The 17,414-nt window shown below is 72.1% G+C and carries 19 protein-coding genes and 1 pseudogene; 9 read left to right on the top strand and 11 right to left on the bottom strand.

The window, feature by feature from the left end; genetic code table 11:
• Positions 1-123: 123 nt before the first annotated feature.
• Positions 124-1,008, top strand: a complete 885-nt coding sequence (gene sigJ / locus A2CP1_RS17125; protein WP_015934544.1) for an RNA polymerase sigma factor SigJ — start codon at positions 124-126, stop codon at positions 1,006-1,008.
• Positions 1,009-1,209: 201 nt separating this feature from the next.
• Complete coding sequence (locus tag A2CP1_RS23040; protein ID WP_015934543.1) at positions 1,210-1,779, top strand: DoxX family protein; 570 nt, start codon at positions 1,210-1,212, stop codon at positions 1,777-1,779.
• A gap of 351 nt (positions 1,780-2,130) precedes the next feature.
• Here the strand turns inward: A2CP1_RS23040 and A2CP1_RS17115 are convergent, their stop codons facing one another.
• The 4 genes from A2CP1_RS17115 to A2CP1_RS17100 all read right to left on the bottom strand — a co-directional run bounded on the left by A2CP1_RS17115 (position 2,131) and on the right by A2CP1_RS17100 (position 5,730).
• The gene (locus A2CP1_RS17115) at positions 2,131-3,558 is read right to left on the bottom strand and encodes a tetratricopeptide repeat protein (RefSeq protein ID WP_015934542.1); all 1,428 of its coding nucleotides are present in this window, start codon (positions 3,556-3,558) and stop codon (positions 2,131-2,133) included.
• Between the two features lie 125 nt (positions 3,559-3,683).
• Positions 3,684-3,866: a cyclophilin-like fold protein gene (locus tag A2CP1_RS17110; RefSeq protein ID WP_015934541.1), complete on the bottom strand. Its 183-nt coding sequence runs from the start codon at positions 3,864-3,866 to the stop codon at positions 3,684-3,686.
• A 111-nt stretch (positions 3,867-3,977) separates the two neighbouring features.
• A complete protein-coding gene (locus tag A2CP1_RS17105) occupies positions 3,978-4,709 on the bottom strand; it encodes an SDR family NAD(P)-dependent oxidoreductase (protein ID WP_015934540.1) in 732 nt (243 codons plus the stop codon).
• Between the two features lie 55 nt (positions 4,710-4,764).
• Complete coding sequence (locus A2CP1_RS17100; protein WP_218917129.1) at positions 4,765-5,730, bottom strand: alpha/beta hydrolase; 966 nt, start codon at positions 5,728-5,730, stop codon at positions 4,765-4,767.
• 297 nt (positions 5,731-6,027) lie between these two features.
• On the opposite strand from A2CP1_RS17100, the gene A2CP1_RS17095 reads away from it, so the two are divergent.
• The 3 genes from A2CP1_RS17095 to A2CP1_RS17085 all read left to right on the top strand — a co-directional run bounded on the left by A2CP1_RS17095 (position 6,028) and on the right by A2CP1_RS17085 (position 8,520).
• Positions 6,028-6,963 (top strand): AraC family transcriptional regulator, encoded by a 936-nt coding sequence (locus A2CP1_RS17095; protein WP_015934538.1) that lies wholly within the window; start codon positions 6,028-6,030, stop codon positions 6,961-6,963.
• 220 nt (positions 6,964-7,183) lie between these two features.
• Entirely contained in the window at positions 7,184-7,780 is a 597-nt protein-coding gene (locus tag A2CP1_RS17090; protein WP_015934537.1) for a class I SAM-dependent methyltransferase, read from the top strand.
• Positions 7,781-8,166: 386 nt separating this feature from the next.
• The gene (locus tag A2CP1_RS17085; RefSeq protein ID WP_015934536.1) at positions 8,167-8,520 is read left to right on the top strand and encodes a DUF2200 domain-containing protein; all 354 of its coding nucleotides are present in this window, start codon (positions 8,167-8,169) and stop codon (positions 8,518-8,520) included.
• 124 nt (positions 8,521-8,644) lie between these two features.
• Here A2CP1_RS17085 and A2CP1_RS17080 read toward each other — a convergent pair whose 3' ends face one another.
• Together A2CP1_RS17080 and A2CP1_RS17075 are read right to left on the bottom strand one after the other, a co-directional pair.
• Positions 8,645-9,193, bottom strand: a complete 549-nt coding sequence (locus A2CP1_RS17080) for a dihydrofolate reductase family protein (RefSeq protein WP_015934535.1) — start codon at positions 9,191-9,193, stop codon at positions 8,645-8,647.
• A 36-nt stretch (positions 9,194-9,229) separates the two neighbouring features.
• Complete coding sequence (locus A2CP1_RS17075; protein WP_015934534.1) at positions 9,230-9,703, bottom strand: VOC family protein; 474 nt, start codon at positions 9,701-9,703, stop codon at positions 9,230-9,232.
• 222 nt (positions 9,704-9,925) lie between these two features.
• Here A2CP1_RS17075 and A2CP1_RS17070 point away from each other — a divergent pair, with 222 nt between their 5' ends.
• The 3 genes from A2CP1_RS17070 (at position 9,926) to A2CP1_RS17060 (ending at position 13,722) form a co-directional block, all read left to right on the top strand.
• Positions 9,926-11,227: a DUF190 domain-containing protein gene (locus A2CP1_RS17070; RefSeq protein ID WP_015934533.1), complete on the top strand. Its 1,302-nt coding sequence runs from the start codon at positions 9,926-9,928 to the stop codon at positions 11,225-11,227.
• 162 nt (positions 11,228-11,389) lie between these two features.
• Positions 11,390-13,243, top strand: coding sequence for a glycoside hydrolase family 15 protein (locus A2CP1_RS17065; RefSeq protein ID WP_015934532.1), 1,854 nt, complete (start codon positions 11,390-11,392; stop codon positions 13,241-13,243).
• Positions 13,240-13,722, top strand: coding sequence for a hypothetical protein (locus A2CP1_RS17060; RefSeq protein ID WP_015934531.1), 483 nt, complete (start codon positions 13,240-13,242; stop codon positions 13,720-13,722). The genes A2CP1_RS17065 and A2CP1_RS17060 overlap by 4 nt, the downstream gene beginning before the upstream one ends.
• A gap of 83 nt (positions 13,723-13,805) precedes the next feature.
• On the opposite strand, the gene A2CP1_RS17055 is transcribed toward A2CP1_RS17060, so the two are convergent.
• The 5 genes and pseudogenes from A2CP1_RS17055 to A2CP1_RS17040 all read right to left on the bottom strand — a co-directional run bounded on the left by A2CP1_RS17055 (position 13,806) and on the right by A2CP1_RS17040 (position 16,648).
• Entirely contained in the window at positions 13,806-14,831 is a 1,026-nt protein-coding gene (locus A2CP1_RS17055; protein ID WP_015934530.1) for an NADP-dependent oxidoreductase, read from the bottom strand.
• 166 nt (positions 14,832-14,997) lie between these two features.
• Positions 14,998-15,447, bottom strand: coding sequence for a PAS domain-containing protein (locus A2CP1_RS23825; protein WP_245529819.1), 450 nt, complete (start codon positions 15,445-15,447; stop codon positions 14,998-15,000).
• A 274-nt stretch (positions 15,448-15,721) separates the two neighbouring features.
• Positions 15,722-15,898, bottom strand: a pseudogene (locus A2CP1_RS23820) (DUF438 domain-containing protein); the annotation flags it as partial.
• The gene (locus A2CP1_RS17045; protein WP_015934529.1) at positions 15,895-16,431 is read right to left on the bottom strand and encodes a DUF1858 domain-containing protein; all 537 of its coding nucleotides are present in this window, start codon (positions 16,429-16,431) and stop codon (positions 15,895-15,897) included. The gene A2CP1_RS17045 and the pseudogene A2CP1_RS23820, both read right to left, overlap by 4 nt.
• Positions 16,432-16,468: 37 nt before the next feature.
• Entirely contained in the window at positions 16,469-16,648 is a 180-nt protein-coding gene (locus A2CP1_RS17040; protein ID WP_015934528.1) for a hypothetical protein, read from the bottom strand.
• Between the two features lie 8 nt (positions 16,649-16,656).
• On the opposite strand from A2CP1_RS17040, the gene A2CP1_RS17035 reads away from it, so the two are divergent.
• The gene (locus A2CP1_RS17035; protein WP_041450702.1) at positions 16,657-17,388 is read left to right on the top strand and encodes an SDR family NAD(P)-dependent oxidoreductase; all 732 of its coding nucleotides are present in this window, start codon (positions 16,657-16,659) and stop codon (positions 17,386-17,388) included.
• Positions 17,389-17,414 lie beyond the last annotated feature (26 nt).

Raw genomic sequence — 17,414 nt, 5'->3', positions numbered from 1 at the left:
GTCTCCTCGTATCGCTAGATGCGGATCGGTCTCGCCCGTGCGGCCTCCGTGGTCGTTCCTCGTCACGCCAGGCTCGCCTCGTTCGTCACGCAGTAGACGGAACGCGACCAAGGAACGTGACCGATGAAGGAAGACGAGGCTCTGGCCGGGCGGTTCGAGGCCCACCGCGCGCATCTCCGCGCGGTGGCCTATCGGATGCTCGGATCGCTGAACGAGGCCGAGGACGCCGTCCAGGAAGCCTGGATCCGCCTCAGCGGCGCCGACACGGACGGGGTGAGCAGCCTCCGCGGGTGGCTCACCACCGTGGTTGCCCGCGTGTGCCTCGACATGCTCAGGTCGCGCCGATCCCGGCGCGAAGAGCCGGTCGGCGTCCGCCTGCCCGAGCCGATCGTGAGCGGTGCGGGCGGCCCCGATCCCGAGACCGAGGCTCTCCTGTCGGGCTCGGTCGGGCTCGCGCTCCTCGTGGTGCTCGACTCCCTCGCGCCCGCGGAGCGGCTCGCTTTCGTGCTCCATGACATGTTCGGCGTCCCGTTCGAGGATATCGCGCGCGTGGTCGGCCGTTCACCGGAGGCGGCCCGGCAGCTCGCGAGCCGGGCGCGCCGCCGGGTCCGTGGCGCCGCGCCGAGCCCTGACCCGGATCTCTCCCGGCAGCGGGTGATCGTCGATGCGTTCCTCGCCGCGTCGCGCGGAGGAGACTTCGACGCGCTGCTCCGAATCCTGGATCCGGACGTCGTCCTCCGGGCCGACCGCGGCCCGGCCGCGCCGGGCGGGACGATCGTAATCCGCGGCGCGCGGGCGGCGGCCGACCAGTCGATCCACGCCGCCCGGGCCGCCGGCGAGACCCGGGCCGCGCTCGTCAACGGCGCTGCGGGCCTCGTCTCGTTCGATAAGGAAGGGCAGCCCTTCTCGGTGCTGGGGTTCACGGTCGCGCACGGCAAGATCGTCGAGATCGACGTGCTCGCCGATCCCGAGCGGCTCCGCGCGCTCGACCTGAAGATCCCCGGGTGACGCGACGACGACGGCGCCAGTCGCGTGCGAACCATGGGGTTGCGGCGCGCGTCGTCGCTCGCGCGTCGAGCCCCGTCGTGCCGGGGGCAACCGGGCGCGCACGCCGGACGCGTCCGTCACGTTTCCTTCGGCTCGCGCGTCATCGTCGCGACGTACCCACCCGTCGAGATCGGCGATCTCGCACACATCGAAAGCTCACCCATGCTCGCTCACGACTCGAACCCGCTTCCACGCGATCCCGCGGCGTCATCCCCCGCCGCCCCCAGAGGCCACCGGCTCGGCGCCGCGGCCTGGGCCGCGCGCGCCCTCTACTGGACGTCCACGCTGATCGTCGCCTACGAGATGATCGCCGGGGGGCTCTGGGACCTCCTCCGCATCGAGTACGTCCGCGTCGTGATGGAGCACCTGGGGTATCCCCTCTACGTGCTGCTCATCATCGGCGTCTGGAAGATCCCCTGTGGCGCAGTGCTCCTCCTCCCGCGGTTCCTGCGCGTCAAGGAGTGGGCGTACACGGGCTCCCTGCTCAACTACGCAGGCGCCGCCGCGTCCCACTTCCTCGTCGGGGATCGTGCCGGCAAGTGGGTCGCGCCGCTCGTGTTCGCCGCCTTCACGGTCACGTCGTGGTCGCTCCGGCCGCCCGAGCGGCGGCTCGCCACCGGCGCCGCGCCGCCGCCGCCGCGGCGGGCGAGCTGGGTCGTCACCATCGGCCTATTCGCGGCGCTCGTGGTTCTGTCGCTGGTGACGCTCCCCGCGGGACCGCCGCCCCCCTGAGCCGCTCCCGCGTAGTCGCAGACGAGCGCGCCGGCCCGTGGGGCTCCCCTGCCTCTCGGCGCGATACCCGGAGCCAGAGTACGTCGCACGCTCGCCGGTCTACCTGAGCGAGCGCGAGCCCGCCGAGCGCGGTGGCGCCCGGCTCCAGTTCGAAGAGCCCGCTGCGAACGGGCCGCCTGCAGCGGCTGCTCGAGTCCGCTACCATCGCGGGCTTCTTCCTGTACTTCCCCCCGATCGCAGCGCTACGCGCCGCTGCGACTCTTCATCGACGCGGCCCGGGAGCTCGCGATGCGCACCGCGAAGTGAACCCGAGCGCAGCGCGGATCTGTGTGGAACCCTCGCCGATGCTCGTCAGTGAAGCTGTTTCCTGGCACGCCCGCGGGCTAGGGGAGGGGAGCCCGCGATCGGAGGGCCTTCCGGGCCCCAGGCTCGTTCGGCGAACTCCCAGGAGCGCAGCTCCTGCATCCGGACGAAGGCGGCGCGGTCGCGACCCTGACGGTCGGCCTGCCAGCGGGCGGTCACCACCGCCACCTCCTCGCGCAGGTCCTTCACCATCGGGTGCTCCCAGAGCCCGGCGAAGAAGCGCCGGGAGGCGGGGCGACGCTTGCGCAGGAAGTCGTCCAGGGTCCTCGCGAGCAGGACGCCGTCGTTGTGGTCCACGGTCTCGTCGCGGTCCCGAGGGCGCGCGAACCGGACGCCGAGGAGGCCCCCCACGGTTCGCGGCTTGTTCAACGCGGCATGGAGGAACAGCGCCCGAGCCTCGGCCTCACGCCCGAGTTCGAAGGCGGCGAAGGCGGCGAGAAGGCTGTCGCCTGGGCTGAGCTGGTGGATGTGCAGCGCGGCCGCCAGCGCCTCCCGCCAGCGGCCGGTGTCGAGGTACGCCGAGGCGCGGTGGGCCGAGGCCGTGATCCTGTCGTCGCACTCCGTGGTGAGCCGGTCGCAGGTGGCGAGGGCCTCCTCGTAGCGCTTGGCGTGGACGAGGGCGAGGGCGAGGTTGCGCAGCCCGCGCATGTACGGCCGGGTCCGGTGATCGCTCCACCAGCTGCTCCGGGGCACGCGGCGCGGGAGGAGGCGGCGTCCGACCTCGATCGTGCGCTCGAAGTGTTCGATCGCCTCCTCCGCACGCCGCTGGTCGAGCGCGATGAGGCCGAGGTAGTTGTGACCTTCCGCGTAGTCGGGGAAGGACTCGGTCAACAGGCGGAACGCCGCTGCGGCGCGGCGGTACTCCTGGCGCGCGTACAGGTCCGCCGCCTGCTCCTCGACGTCAGCCGGGACGTCCGAGGGTCGGGACGCGAAGCGCCAGTAGAAGGCGTTGTCCGCGGTCCACTCGCTCTCGACCTGAGCTGGCGCGGCGAGCCGCCGGTCGATGAGCTCGCGAAGGTACTCGAGCGCCTCGCGGTGCTCGTCGATGAGCTGCCGCGCGGCGGTCGCGCCGAGCGGATCGGTGAGGACGACCTGCCGCGCGAAGGCGAGCAGGTCTCGCCGGAAGCCGGCGTGCAGGCGGGTGGAGCGGTAATCGTAGTTCTCCGGCAGGACCTCGAGGTTCTCGGCGATGGCGCGGGAGATCGCCTTCCAGTCGAAGCGCACGTCGGGGTGAGCGCGCTCGACGAGGGACTGGAAGCGAAAGGCGTCTCCGCCGTCGGCCTTCCCGAGCGCCGCCAGCGCCTCGCCCTTCGAGTAGAGCGTGAAGAGGATCTCCTGCTCGACCTTCTTCGTCTCCGGGTTGCGGGCACCTCGGACGATGGCGAGCTGGTTGCCCCGTCTCCGCACGTAGGCCATTCGATCTTCCTCTGTCCGGCCGTGGGGGGCCGGGGAGGGCGGTTGTGTCATGATTATAGCTCAGACACAACACGCTTGTTCGTGGGCACCCCTCCGCCTTCGCGCGTCGGCCCGAGACGGTCAGCTCATGCCCGGCAGCAGTCGCCGCGGGTCGAGAGCTTCCTCGGCAGGTCGGCGATCTTCTCCGTTCCGTCGTAGTCGGTGAGCGTCAGCGTGAGGGGCAGGAGCGACAGGAAGTCACGCGCTCCCTCGCCGTTCGCGAGCGTCGCGGTGAACGCACGACCCTCGAGCTGGATCTTGATCTTCATCGAAGTCACTTCCTGCGTTGCGGCCGAGTCGGTCGCCGGAGGGGGGGCCTCCGTCGTCAGCGGCGCGTTGCCGACCAGCAGAAGGAGGACGAGGGGGCGCGCGCGATGTCTTCATTCCAGCGTCACGCCGGTGACCCGAGCCAGCTCTCCTAGAAGCCGGGCCTGGAACTTCACGTCGTGCACCGCGGGGTGCGGCGCGACCTGCCGTCGATGGTGCCAGTAGCCGCCGCTGGTGCGCGCCTCGCGAGCGTCGCTGGTCGCGAGCCACTCCTGAGTGGCGTGCCCGAGGCGGAGATCGTCCGGCGCGTTGGGACCGCCCATCCGAGTGGGCACCCACCCCGGATCCACCGCGTTGCTGACGACGTCCGGCCACAGCCGCGCGACGGCGGCGGCGAGCGCGGTCACGAAGAGCTTGCTGTCCGAATAGGACCCGGTGGCACGCCGCCCGCTCCAGTCCAGGCCTTCGAGCCGCGGTCGGCCGCCGTGGTGCATCCCGCTGCTCAGGTAGATCAGGCGTTCCGGGCGCGGCATGAGCGCCGTGAGCACGTAGGGCGCGACCGCGTTCACTGGAAGGACCGAAGGGCCGGAGTAGACGCCCGCGTTGTGGATCACGGCGTCCATGCGCCCGAGCGTGCTGGTCTGCCTTGCGAGCGCGCGGGTCTGCTCCAGGTCGGCGAGATCGCCGACCAGGGCCGTCGCACCTCGTGCGACGAGCTCCTGCACCGCCCCGAGCCGCTGCTCGGTGCGCACGTGGACGATCACCTCGTGACCGCCGGCGACAAGCGTCTCGGCTGCGGCCTTGCCCAGCCCGTCCGCCGACCCTGTGATGAAGATGCGTGCCATGGGGGTGAGCGGCGCCCCCGGCCAAGCGTCCGGCCGGTGGAGCGCCCCCGATCGCTCATCTCAGGTTCTTGCCGAAGAACTCCGCGATCTTGTCGAACGGGATCTTGTCCGGACGGTCGTACAGATCCACGTGATCGGCGTTCTTGATGATCAGGAGCTCCTTGGGCTCCGCCGCGGCCTCGTAGGCGTCCTCGCTGAAGTAGCGCGAGTGCGCGTTCTCGCCGGCGATCAGGAGGATGGGACGCGGCGAGATCTCGTCGACGTAGGTCAGCAGCGGCATGTTCATGAACGGCATCGCCCCCGTGGCCGTCCAGGCACCGTTGGAGTTGGGCGAGCGCTCGTGGAAGCCGCGCGGCGTGCGGTAGTAGTCGAAGTACATCCGGGCGACGGGATCGGTCACCCCTTCCAGCGTCTCGGGCAGGATCCGCGGGCCCGCGGCCGGGGTGCCACGCTCGGCGTCGGCCCAGCGCTGCTGGCTCATCCGTTCCAGCAGCTGCCCGCGCTGCTCCCTCGTGAGGCGGTCGTAGTAGCCCTTCGCCATCACTCGCGACATGTCGTACATGCTCGTCGTGACCACGGCCTTGATCCGCTTGTCGGGCGCGGCGGCGTTGAGCGCCATCCCGCCGAAGCCGCAGATGCCGATGAGGCCGATGCGGGCGCGATCCACGAAGGCCTGAAGGCCGAGGAAGTCCACCGCGGCGCTGAAGTCCTCGGTGTCGATCTCCGGCGACGGGACGTTGCGCGGCTCGCCGCCGCTCTCGCCGGTGAAGGACGGATCGAACGCGAGCGTCACGTACCCGCGCTCGGCCATGGTCTGCGCGTAGAGCCCGGACGACTGCTCCTTCACCGCGCCGAACGGACCGCTCACGGCGAGCGCCGCGAGCTTCCTGCCGGCGCGGTCCTTCGGCAGGTACAGGTCGCCCGCGAGCGTGATGCCGTAGCGGTTCTTGAACGTCACCTTCTGATGGTCCACCTTCGCGCTCCTCGCGAAGGTCTTGTCCCAGGCCTGGGTCCGCTTCACGGCGTTCTCCTTGCTCGCATCGGGAGCGGCGCGCACGAGACCGGGCCCAAAGGTCACGGCAAGCGCTGCGCAGGCGATGAGCGAGCGCCGGGTGATTCCGTTGTGGGGGTGAAGCCTCTTCATTCGCGTCTCCTCGGGGATCGATGGTTCGACCTGGGCATTCTTGTCGGGGGGCATGCGCGACCGGTAGACGGATCGGCGCCTGTTCTTGCCTGATCCGACAAGGCCGCGGAGGATCGAGAACGCCTGGGCGGCATTCGCTACAATGATGCTCCGTGAGGGAGGGAAAGGGCCCGCATGCCATCCGACCAGACAGGGACGTCTCTCGACGCAATCCGCGCGGCGCTGGCGCGCACCATCGGGCGGTGGACCGAGGGCGTCGAGGACCGCTCGACGCCCATCGCGGACCTCCTGTTCTTCCGCCGCGAGGGGCCGACGCCGCCGGGCATCTGCAGGGTCGAGCCGAGCGTGGTCCTGGTGGTCCAGGGGAAGAAGCGGATGCTCGCGGGCGACGACGCGTACGCGTACGACCGGGATCACTTCCTGATCGCGTCGCTCGACGTCCCGGCGAGCTCCCAGGTCCTCGAGGCGAGCCCGAAACGACCTTGCCTGGGCCTGACCCTGAAGCTCGACCTGCGCCTGCTGGCCGAGCTCGTGCCGCAGGTCCACCTGGCGGCGCGCGAGGAGCGCTCCGCCGCGAAGGGCATGGCGCTCGGCGCGGTCACGCCGCCGCTGCTCGACGCCTTCATGCGGCTCACGGATCTGCTCGACGAGCCGGACGCGATCGACGTGCTGGCGCCGCTCGTGCGTCGCGAGCTCCACTATCGGCTGCTGACGAGCGACCAGGCGGGACGCCTGCGCCAGATTGCATCCGTGGGCAGCCAGAGCCACGCCATCGCGCGCGCCATCGAGTGGCTGAAGGTGAACTATGCGGCGCCGCTGCGCATCGCGGAGCTGGCTGCGCGCGTGCACATGAGCCCGTCGAGCCTGCACCAGCACTTCCGCCAGCTCACGGCGATGAGCCCGCTGCAGTACCAGAAGTGGCTGCGGCTGAACGAGGCGAGGCGGGTGATGCTGAACGAGGGCTTCGATGCGGCCGGCGCCGCATTCAAGGTCGGGTACGAGAGCCCCTCGCAGTTCAGCCGCGAGTACGCGCGGCTCTTCGGCGCGCCTCCTCGGCGACACGTGGTCAGCTTGCGCAGCAAGGCCGCCGCCTCACAGCTCTCGCCGTGAGGGGCAGGTCGAGGCGGGCCCGTCGACCCGGCGGCAGGCCCGGACCACCCTGGCGCGCTGCGCCCCTGGTGCGCGCGCGGGGACCGATTCTGTATGGTCTGCGGAGCCGTGCGTCGACGACGGAGGCCTTTGTCTCTTCGGGAGCAGCGCGCCCCACGCCCGCCGTCTATCTCCCCGGCGGTGGCGCGTACAGGACTGAGCGCCGCCGGAGAGGTGCGCGATGGGCACTTCGTACCGCCTGGCATACTTGCTCGGGTTCACGCCCTGGGAAGACCAGCCACTGCCGCCGGAGCTCCTGGCGCTCGTCGAGGGACCGCGCGCGCGTCCTCCCGGACGGGCGCTCGATCTCGGGTGCGGGAGGGGGGCGCACGCGGTCTATCTCGCGAGCCACGGGTGGAAGGTGACCGGGGTGGATCTCGTCCCGACAGCGCTCGCACAGGCGCGCCGGAGGGCGGCGGAGGCCGGCGTGGAGGTGCAGTTCTTGGACGGCGACGTCACCCGGCTCGACGCGCTCGGGCTCTCGCCGGGCTACGACCTCTTCCTCGACGCAGGCTGCTTCCACGGGCTCTCGGACCCGGAGCGAGCGGCGTACGCGCAGGGCGTGACCGCGCTGCGCGGGGCGCGCACGGTGATGCTGCTGTTCGCGTTCAAGCCGGGGTGGCGGGGGCCGGCGCCGCGGGGCGCGAGCGCGGAGGACGTCGCCTCGGCCTTTGGACGGTCCTGGCGACTGGTGCGCTCGGAGCCGGCGCGGGAGTCGAAGCTGCCGCTCCCGCTGCGGAACGCCGACCCGACATGGCACCTGCTCGAGGCGGCGTGAGCAAGCAACGCCCGCGGGACGAGGAGAAGCGCCTCGCTCACGTGGACCCGCAGCTTCCCCTCGTCCGCGAGCTTCGCGAGCCCCTCGAGGCCCACGTGGTCCGGCTCGACGGCCATCGGCGCCTTCTCGTCGCCCGGGAACCTAGGCGCGGGCAGACGTCCGAGAAACGGCCGCAAGATGCATGGGCCGTGCAGGAAGCCTTCATGATTGGGGGCACCGGAGCCCGATCGCGGTCGCGCCGTGGTGGCACGTGCTGGAGACGTCCGGAGCGGAGGGCGCCGGCGAAATGCGCAAGGTGGTCGACACGCAAAGTGCATCCATGGTCTCCTCGCCTGGGAGGGGATCGACGCGGGGACCTCGGTGCCGCGTCGCGAGACCTGGCGACCATGGAAAAGAAGCCGCGCGTCTTCACGATGTCGTTCGGGAGCGTGTACCCGCTGTACGTCCAGAAGGCGGAGAAGAAGGGGCGGACCAAGGAGGAGGTGGACGAGATCATCGCGTGGCTCACCGGCTACCGCGGCGCGAAGCTCCAGCGCGCCATCGACTCCGGGGTGGACTTCGAGACGTTCTTCTCGAAGGCGCCGCGGCTGAACCCGAACGTCGGGCTCATCACCGGCGTGGTGTGCGGGGTGCGCGTCGAGGAGATCGCCGACCCGCTGATGCAGAAGATCCGCTACCTCGACAAGCTCGTCGACGAGCTCGCCAGGGGGAAGAAGCTGGAGAGCATCCTCCGGAAGTGAGGCGCGAGGCGTGGGCCAGGCGCCCTCCTGCCACCGCGGCGCAACGTCACCGGTGCGTGCAAGGGGCGCCGGCCGGGAAGGATCGCCGCCCGCTTGCTCGCAACCGGCGTCCGCCGAACGCCCTCTAGCGTCGCCGGTAGTGCAGCGTCACGATGCCCGACTTCAGCCGCCTCGCCGCCACGAGCTTCAGGCGCAGCGAGGGCTGCAGGCCGGTGAACAGGTACGGACCGTGCCCGGCCACCACCGGGTGGACGACGAGGCGATACTCGTCCACGAGATCGAGGCGCTGCAGCGCGGCCGAGAGCTGGGGGCTGCCCACCAGGATCCCGCGCGGCGTGGCCTTCTTCAGCGCCTTCACCGCCCGCGTCAGGTCTCCCTCGACGAGGTGCGTGTTGCTCCACGGGAAGTCGCGGCGCGTGGTCGAGACCACGTACTTGGGCTTCGCCTCGAGCTTCCTCGCCCAGGTCCGGTCCGCCGGCCTCGCCTTCGGGTCGCGCGCCACCTGCGGCCAGGCCTCCTCCATCAGCTCGTAGGTCACCCGGCCGAAGAGCATCGCTCCCGCCCCGTCCATCACGCGCGTCCAGTAGCGGAGCATCTCGTCGTCGGCGATCCCCTCGCGGTGGTCGCAGCAACCGTCGAGCGTCACGTTGAGCGCGAAGGTCAGGAGTCCCATGGAGTCGATGGCCGGATGCGTCGAGTCATGCGGGCGTCAGCCGCGCCGCGCCGCCTCGATCTTCGCGACGTCGATCTTCGTCATCGGCATCATGGCCTCGAAGGCGCGCCGCGCCTCCTCGCCCCCCGCCTCGAGCGCTTCCATCAGGACCCGCGGCGTGATCTGCCACGACACGCCCCAGCGATCCTTGCACCAGCCGCACGCGCTCTCCTGGCCACCGTTGCCGACGATCGCGTTCCAGTAGCGATCGGTCTCCGCCTGATCCTCGGTCGCGATCTGGAACGAGAACGCCTCGTTGTGCTTGAACGCGGGACCCCCGTTCAGGCCGATGCACGGCACCCCGGCCACCGTGAACGCGACCATCAGCACGTCGCCCTTCTTGCCGCTCGGGAAGTCGCTGGGCGCACGGTAGATGCGGCCGACGGCGCTGTCCGGGAAGGTCTTCGCGTAGAAGCGGGCCGCCGCCTCGGCGTCCTTGTCGAACCAGAGACAGATCGTGTTCTTCTCCATGTGTTCGTCCTCCGTTGTGGGACGCCTGCCGCCCATCGACGCGACGGCGGTCGGATGGGGAGACTCGGTACCGAAGGAACGCCCTCCCGACGAGCCATCGGAAGGGGCTCCACTCATCCGACCCGGCGGCCGAGAAGGGCTCATCGGTCGCACCCCATGCGAGACGCTCCTCGGCGCGGCGAACGCCCGACACTTCTGATGGAGGGCGCACGAGGAGCGCGCATGGAGACGCTCGGAAAGGCGAAGCGGGTCCGCATCTACGTGAGCGAGGACGACCGGGCGGACGGAAAGCCGCTCCACCTCGCGATCCTGGAGCTCCTCCGTCGGGAGAGCGCCCAGGGAGCGACCGTCCTGAAGGGCGTCGAGGGCTTCGGCGCGACGGGCCGGATCCACGTCAGCAGCCTCGTCGACGTCGCCTGGCGCCTGCCCCTCGTGATCGAGTGGGTCGATCGCCCGGAGCAGGTCGAGCGGCTCGCGCCCCGCCTCCGCGCGCTCGTTCGCCACGGCCTCATCACCGTGGACGACACGGACGTGCTCCTGTTCGAGCCGCACCCGGTCCGGGATCTCACCACGACGGCGATCGTCGCCGACGTGATGAGCCGGGACGTCGTGACGGTGGCGCGCTCGACACCGGTGCGCGAGGTCGTGGAGCTCACGCTCGGCAAGACGTACCGCGCGGTCCCGGTGGTCGAGGGCGGTCGGCCGGTCGGCATCGTCACCAGCAGCGACCTCGTCCACCGCGGCGGGCTCGGCGTCCGGCTCGACCTGCTGGCGACGCTCGACAGGCCCGCGCTCCAGGAGCTCCTCGAGCGCCTGACCCAGCAGCGACGGACGGCGGCAGAGGTGATGACGCCCGACCCCGTGACGGTGAGGTCGTCCGCCTCGCTCCCCGCGGCGGCGGAGCGCATGGCTCGTCGCAGGCTGAAGCGCCTCCCGGTGGTGGACGAGGCCGGGTCGCTCGTCGGAATCGTGAGCCGGGTGGACCTGCTCCGCACGGTCGGCGTCGGGTTCGGCAAGAAGGAGCCGATCGCACGCGAGCTGGGACTCGCCGGCGACGTGCCGCTCTCGCGGGTGATGCGCCGCGACGTCCCGGCCATCCATCCTGAGTCACCGCTGCCCGAGGTGTTCCAGGCCGTCACCTCCACCCGCCTGAACCGCGCGCTGGTGCTGGACGACGAGCGGCGACCGGTCGGGCTCGTCACGGATGCCGAGCTCCTCGAGCGTGTGACGCCGGCGCTGCGCCCGGGCGCGATCCGGGCGATCATGCAGCGGCTCCCGTTCCGGCACGCGAGGGGCGAGGAGTCGGTCGCCGCGCACACGCGAGGTGGCACGGCGGCCGACGTGATGAGCCGCCACGTGGCGACGGCCCGGGAGCACGCGCTGCTCTCGGAGGCCATCGCGAGCATGCTGCAGGGCGACGACAAGGTCCTCGCGGTCACGGACGCCGACGGGCGCGTCGTCGGGATCGTGGACAGGGCCGATCTGCTCCACGGGCTCACCGGACCAGCCGCTCAGGAGGCCTAGGACGGAGCGGCAGGTCGCCGACCTCGGCGACCGAGTGCTCCACCGCTCCGGTGCCGCGCGACCTCGGGGGCACTACGGTAACCCCGGTGCGCCGCACGCATCTGCGGGACGGGCTGGCCGCTGGCCCCGTCGCGGACCGGCGCCGGCGCCGGGGAGGTGCGGGTGGAGCGCATCCACGATCACGCCATCATCGGCGACGGCCGGTCGGCGGCGCTCGTGTCCAGGCGCGGGAGCATCGACTGGCTGTGCTGGCCGCGGTTCGACGGCCCGAGCGTCCTCGGCGCGCTCCTGGACGACGGGGCGGGACACTTCACCGTCGCGCCGACCCAGCCATTCCGGACCCGCCGGCGCTACCTCGGGGACACCAACGTGCTCGAGACGCGGTTCGAGACCGCATCGGGGACCGTCGCGGTCACGGACTTCATGCCGGTCGCGTCCGGCCCGGAGCGGCGGCGCCTCCTCCTCCCCGACCACGCCATCCTGCGCATCGCTGCGTGCGAGCGCGGTGACGTCGAGCTGGAGGCGATCTTCGAGCCGCGCCCCGACTACGGGCGCGAGCGGCCGCGGCTCGTCGACGCGCGCGGGCTGGGGCTGCGCGTGGAGACGCGGGCGGGGCTCGTCGCGCTCCGCGCCGGGCTGCCGCTGCGCATCGAGGACGGCGGGCGCGCCACCGGGCGGGTCCGGCTCCGCGCCGGCGAGGCGTGCCACTTTGCGCTCACCTTCGCGAGCGAGTGGCCCGCCGTGCTGCCGCCGCTCGGGGCCGCGACGCACGACGCCCTCCACCGGACGGTCGGCTGGTGGAGCGACTGGGCCGCGCGGATCCGCTACGGCGGACCGGCTCGCGAGGCGGTGGTGCGGAGCGCCCTCGCGCTGCGGCTCCTCGTCTACGCACCCTCCGGCGCCGTCGTCGCGGCGCCCACCACGTCGCTCCCGGAGCGGGTGGGAGGCGATCTCAACTGGGACTATCGGTACTGCTGGCTGCGCGACGCAGCCCTCACGGTCCGGGCGCTGTTCGGGCTCGGCTTCCGCGAGGAGGCGGACGCGTTCGTGAGCTGGCTCCTGCACTCGACCCGCCTCACGCAGCCGGCGCTCCAGGTGCTGTACGACGTCCACGGCAACCAGCCTGCGGCCGAGCGCACGCTGGGGCACCTCGCGGGCTACCGTGGATCGCGCCCGGTGCGGGTCGGGAACGGCGCCGCGGGTCAGCTCCAGCTCGACGTCTACGGTGAGGTGATCGACGCGGTGGCGCACTTCGTCCGCAGCGGCGGGACGCTCGACCGCGAGACGCAGCGGATGCTGTCCGCGCTGGGCGAGTACGTCTGCCGCAACTGGCAGCGGCCGGACGACGGGATCTGGGAGCCCCGGTCCGGAGCGGCCCACAACACGCACTCCCGCGTCCTCTGCTGGACCGCCCTCGACCGCCTCCTCGAGCTGCACGCGAAGCGGCACGTCCGCCACGCGCCGGCGGGCCTGTTCGAGCGGAACCGGGCGGCGATCCGCGGCGAGGTCGAGGCGCACGCGTGGAACGCGCGGCTCGGCAGCTACGTGTCGCGGCTCGACGGCGAGGAGCTCGACGCGTCGCTGCTCCTCATCCCGTGGTACGGGTTCCAGGACGCGAGCGCGCCCCGGATGCGCGCGACGTACCGGCGGATCACCGAGCAGCTCGGCGCGCGGGACGGCCTCCTCTACCGGTACCGCACCGGCGACTCGCCCGGCGAGGGCGCCTTCGGGATCTGTTGCTTCTGGGGCGCCGAGACCCTGGCGCTCGGGGCGGGGAGCGCGGCCGACGCGCAGGCCACGTTCGAGCGGCTGTGCGGATTCGCGAACGACGTCGGCCTGTTCGCGGAGGAGATCGACCCCGCCACCGGCGAGGCGGTCGGGAACTTCCCCCAGGCGTTCACGCACGTCGGCCTCATCAACGCGGCGCTCTCGCTGGAGCGGCGGATCCGGCGCGAGGCGCCAGCGTCGGCTGCGGAGGCGCGCGAGCTGCCCGCGGCCGACGAGGTGGGCCCATGAGCGTCGGGAGCTGGCTGCTCTGGGGCTTCGTCGGGACGGTCGTGCTCACGACGGTGATGTCGGCGAGCCAGGGCCTCCGGCTCACCCGCATGAACCTGCCGTACATGCTGGGCACGATGCTCACCCCGAGCCGGGACCGGGCGAAGCTCCTCGGGTTCGGCGTGCACCTCGTGAACGGCTGGTTGTTCTCGCTCCTATACGTCGCGGCGTTCGAGGCCTGGGGCAGGGCATCGGTGTGGCTGGGCGCCGCCATCGGCCTCGTCCACGCGGCGTTCGTGCTGACCGCGGGGATGCGGATCCTGCCCGGTCTCCACCCGAGGATGGCGAGCGAGGAGCAAGGCCCCGACGTCACGCGGCAGCTCGAGCCGCCCGGGTTCCTCGCGCTGAACTACGGCGTCCGGACGCCCATCACCACGGTCGCCGCGCACCTCGTGTTCGGCGGGATCCTGGGCGCGTTCTATCGCGTGATGCCCGGGTGAGGTGGAGGGACGGCGACGGCGACGTGACCCCGCCGATGCCGGGGCTGCCGCGCTCGCCCGTCCCCACCGCACCGGACCCCGCGTCAATCCGCGACGCGGACGACGACCTTGCCGAAGTTCTTGCCCTCCAGCAGGCCCATCAACGCCGCCGGCGCGTTCTCCAGCCCGACGACCACGTCCTCGCGGAGCTTCACCTTGCCCTCGGCGACCCATGCGCTCATGTCGCGCAGGAAGGGCGCGTAGCCGTCGGCGTAGTGGTCGAGGATGATGAAGCCCTGCAGGCGGAGGCGCTTGCGGAGCACGAGCGCCATCAGCATCGGCAGGCGGTCCGGCCCGGGCGGCGGCGCCTCGTCGTTGTAGTGCGCGATCCCCCCGCACACCGGGACGCGCGCGCCCTCGCGGAGGAGCGGCAGCACGGCGTCGAGCACCGCGCCGCCGACGTTCTCGAAGTAGACGTCGATGCCGTCGGGGCAGGCCTCGGCGAGCTGCTGCGCGAGGTGCGGGTCGCGGCGATCGAGGCAGGCGTCGAAGCCGAGCTGCTCGGTCACGTACCGGCGCTTCTCGGCGCCGCCGGCGACGCCGATCACGCGCGCGCCCCGGATCCTGGCGATCTGGCCCACGACGGCGCCGACCGCGCCGCTCGCCGCGGCCACGACCACGGTCTCGCCGGGCCTCGGCTGGCCGATGTTCAGGAGCCCGTGGTACGCGGTGAAGCCGGGCATGCCGAGCACGCTCAGGGCGTAGGAAGGATGCGCGGTGTCGCGGACCGGCATCAGCCCCTCGCCGTCGGAGAGCGCGTAGTCCTGCCAGCCGGTGGCCCCGAGCACCAGCTCGCCCTCGCGGAATCCCGGGTGCCTGGAGGCGACCACGCGACTCACCGTGCCACCCCCCATCGTCTCCCCGAGCGCCAGCGGCGGCACGTAGGAGGGGCCCTCGCTCATGCGGCCCCGCATGTACGGGTCGAGCGACAGGTACACCGTGCGAAGCAGCACCTGCCCGTCCGCGGGGGCCGTCACCGGGACCTGCTCGAGGCGGAAATCCTGCGCCGTCGGCGCGCCGCGCGGGCGAGCGGCGAGCACGATGCGGCGGTTGACGGAGGGGCTCGACATGGCGAATCTCCCGGAGGCGGGACGGAGGGGTGTGACGCGGGATCCGGCTTCGAGGCGCGCGGACGCTCGCCACCGCTCCCGGAACCGACGGGCCCGGATATGTGGAGGTGTCCTCCGGCGGTCAAGGGAATGCGCGAGCCACGACGACGTCCCGAGGTGGACGCCGTCAGGTCTGCGGCCTGTCGTACTCGAGCAGCCGCCGCTCCCCCTCGAGCGCCCGCAGCCGCGTGAGGTCCTGCGTCACCTCGAGCGTGCCGAGGTACGCGCCCGCGGCGTCGCGGACGGCGAAATAACGGATGTGCACGAACTTCCCGTGGAGGTCGATCCAGAACTCCGCCACGCTCTCCCGCCCCGCCTTGAAGTCCGCGACGATGCGCTCGACGATGTGGACGCTCTTCGGCGGGTGGCAGTGCTTCACCTCCCGGCCGATGACGGCGCGCGAGCGGGCGAAGACGCGGTCGGGCCCCTCGCTGAAGAACGCCACCCGGTCGTCTCGGTCCACGAACGTGAGATCCACCGGCAACGTCTGGAACAGCCCGAGGAGCTGCTCGAACGAGAGCGTGCCGCTCGGGAACTGCACCGCCTGCGCCGGCGGCAGCTTCACGGCGTCGGTCACCGGTCGCGGCTCGGGCGGGCGGTAGCCCGTGGCCGGCGCGACGAGGCACCATCCGTACTCGGCTGGCGTCGAACCGCCCCTCGTCCGGGAGCGCCGCCAGCTTCCGGACGTGCAACCGCGCGGCCTGGGCCGCGGCGCCGAGCGCGCGGTTCTCGGCGCGGAGCTGGTGCACGGGGTGGCCGGGCGCGAGCGGCATCGGCGTCGCGGGCCGCGTCATCACGTCCTGCAGCACGTCCGCGTGCAGATCGCAGAGGGACTGGACCTCCTGGTGAGACATGCCCTCCGCCATGAGCTCCTGCTCCATGGCGGCGACCTCGCTCGCGTCCACGTCCGCGATGAGCGCCGCGAGCCGGCCCCGCACGGCCTCCGGCGCCTCGCCGCGGTGCAGGTGGAGGATGATCTCCTTCAGCGTCTGGACGCGCTTCTCGCGGTTGTTGATGAGCTCGCTCATCCGACCCTCCGGAAGTAGGTCCGCACCACGGCGTCTCCCTCGGAGACGCTGAAGCTCTCGAACCCCTTCCCGCGGGCGAGATCCACGAGCGGCGCAGGGACGAAGGGCGTCACGAGCTCGTAGACGTCCCCTTCGCCGAGCGCGGCGAGGTCCGCCATCACCTTCGGCATGGGGTGCTCGCCCGCCTCGATGGCCGCGCGCGCATCATGGCGCCGCGTCACCGCCTGCTCCACCGCCCACGGTGGGCGCCGGCCGGGCGCCCCGGCCTCCGCCGCCGGGATGGCGAGCGGCGCGAGGCCGGCGGCCGCGCGGAGCCGCTCGATCAGCGTGGCCAGCGAGACGCCGCCGACGACCGAGACCTGGCGGAGCGTGGCGACCTTCGCGATCGTGCGCCGGAGCACCGGGTTCTTCAGCGCGCGGTACCGCGGCGAGAGCTCGATGAGCACGTCCTCGAGCTGCGGCCAGCGCTCCAGCAGCTCTCCGACCCGGGAGTCCGGCGTGATGTTCGCGGCGCGGTCGTCCTTCGCGGCCATGTCGGTCCTCCCTCGCCAGACTTCTCGTCGCGCCGGATCACGCGGAGCCTTCGCGCACGAGCTGCATCGCCCGGACGCACAGGTGCCCGCCCACCTTGGACAGGAGCGGCTCCAGGTGCGGCCGCGGATCGCAGGCGAGGCGCCACAGCAGCGCGGCGAGCGCCTCGCCCGGGGCCCGATCGCGCTCGCGCGACCACCACTCGGCGATCTGGATCATGGGACAAGATCGCCATCGTCACCGGCTCGAGCCGCGGCATCGGCGCCGCCATCGCCAAGGCGCTCGCCCGCCAGGGCGCGAAGGTCGCGGTGAACTACGTGGCCAGCCGCGCCAAGGGGCAGCACGTGGTGGACGAGATCGTCGCGGCGGGCGGGCGGGCGATCCTCGTCCGCGCCGACGCCACGGTCCGGTCGGAGGCCGAGGCGATGGTCCGCGGCGTCGAGGCGGAGCTCGGCCCCGTGGACATCCTCGTCAACAACGCCTCCATCGGCTTTCCGATCGTCCCGTTCGCCGAGTACGCCTGGGAGGACTTCCAGCGGAAGGTCGAGGGGGAGGCGAAGGCCAGCTTCTTCACCTGCCAGGCGGTGATCCCCGGCATGATCCAGCGGCGTAGCGGCTGCATCGTGAACGTGAGCAGCACGCTGTCGCGGTTCCCGGGCCCCGGGTTCGTCGCGCACTCGTGCGCCAAGTCCGGGCTCGACGGGTTCTCCAGGGCGCTCGCCCTCGAGCTGGGGCCGCACGGCATCCGCGTGAACGTCGTCGCGCCCGGCCTCACCCTCACCGACGCGACGCGCGACCAGCCGGCGCAGTTCCACGAGGCGATCGCCGCGCACACGCCGCTCCGGCGGCTGGCCGAGCCGGAGGACATCGCCGGGGCCGTCGCCTTCCTCTGCTCCCCCGCGGCGCGGCACGTGACGGGCGTCTACCTGCCCGTGTGCGGCGGCGCGAACATGATGTAGCGGAGCGCCGAGCATCCCGTGGGTGG

Origin of the sequence: Anaeromyxobacter dehalogenans 2CP-1, assembly GCF_000022145.1 — a bacterium.
GTDB lineage: Bacteria > Myxococcota > Myxococcia > Myxococcales > Anaeromyxobacteraceae > Anaeromyxobacter > Anaeromyxobacter dehalogenans.
The sequence above is the reverse complement of the archived record's forward strand: the minus strand, read 5'-3'. Positions and strand labels throughout refer to the sequence as shown.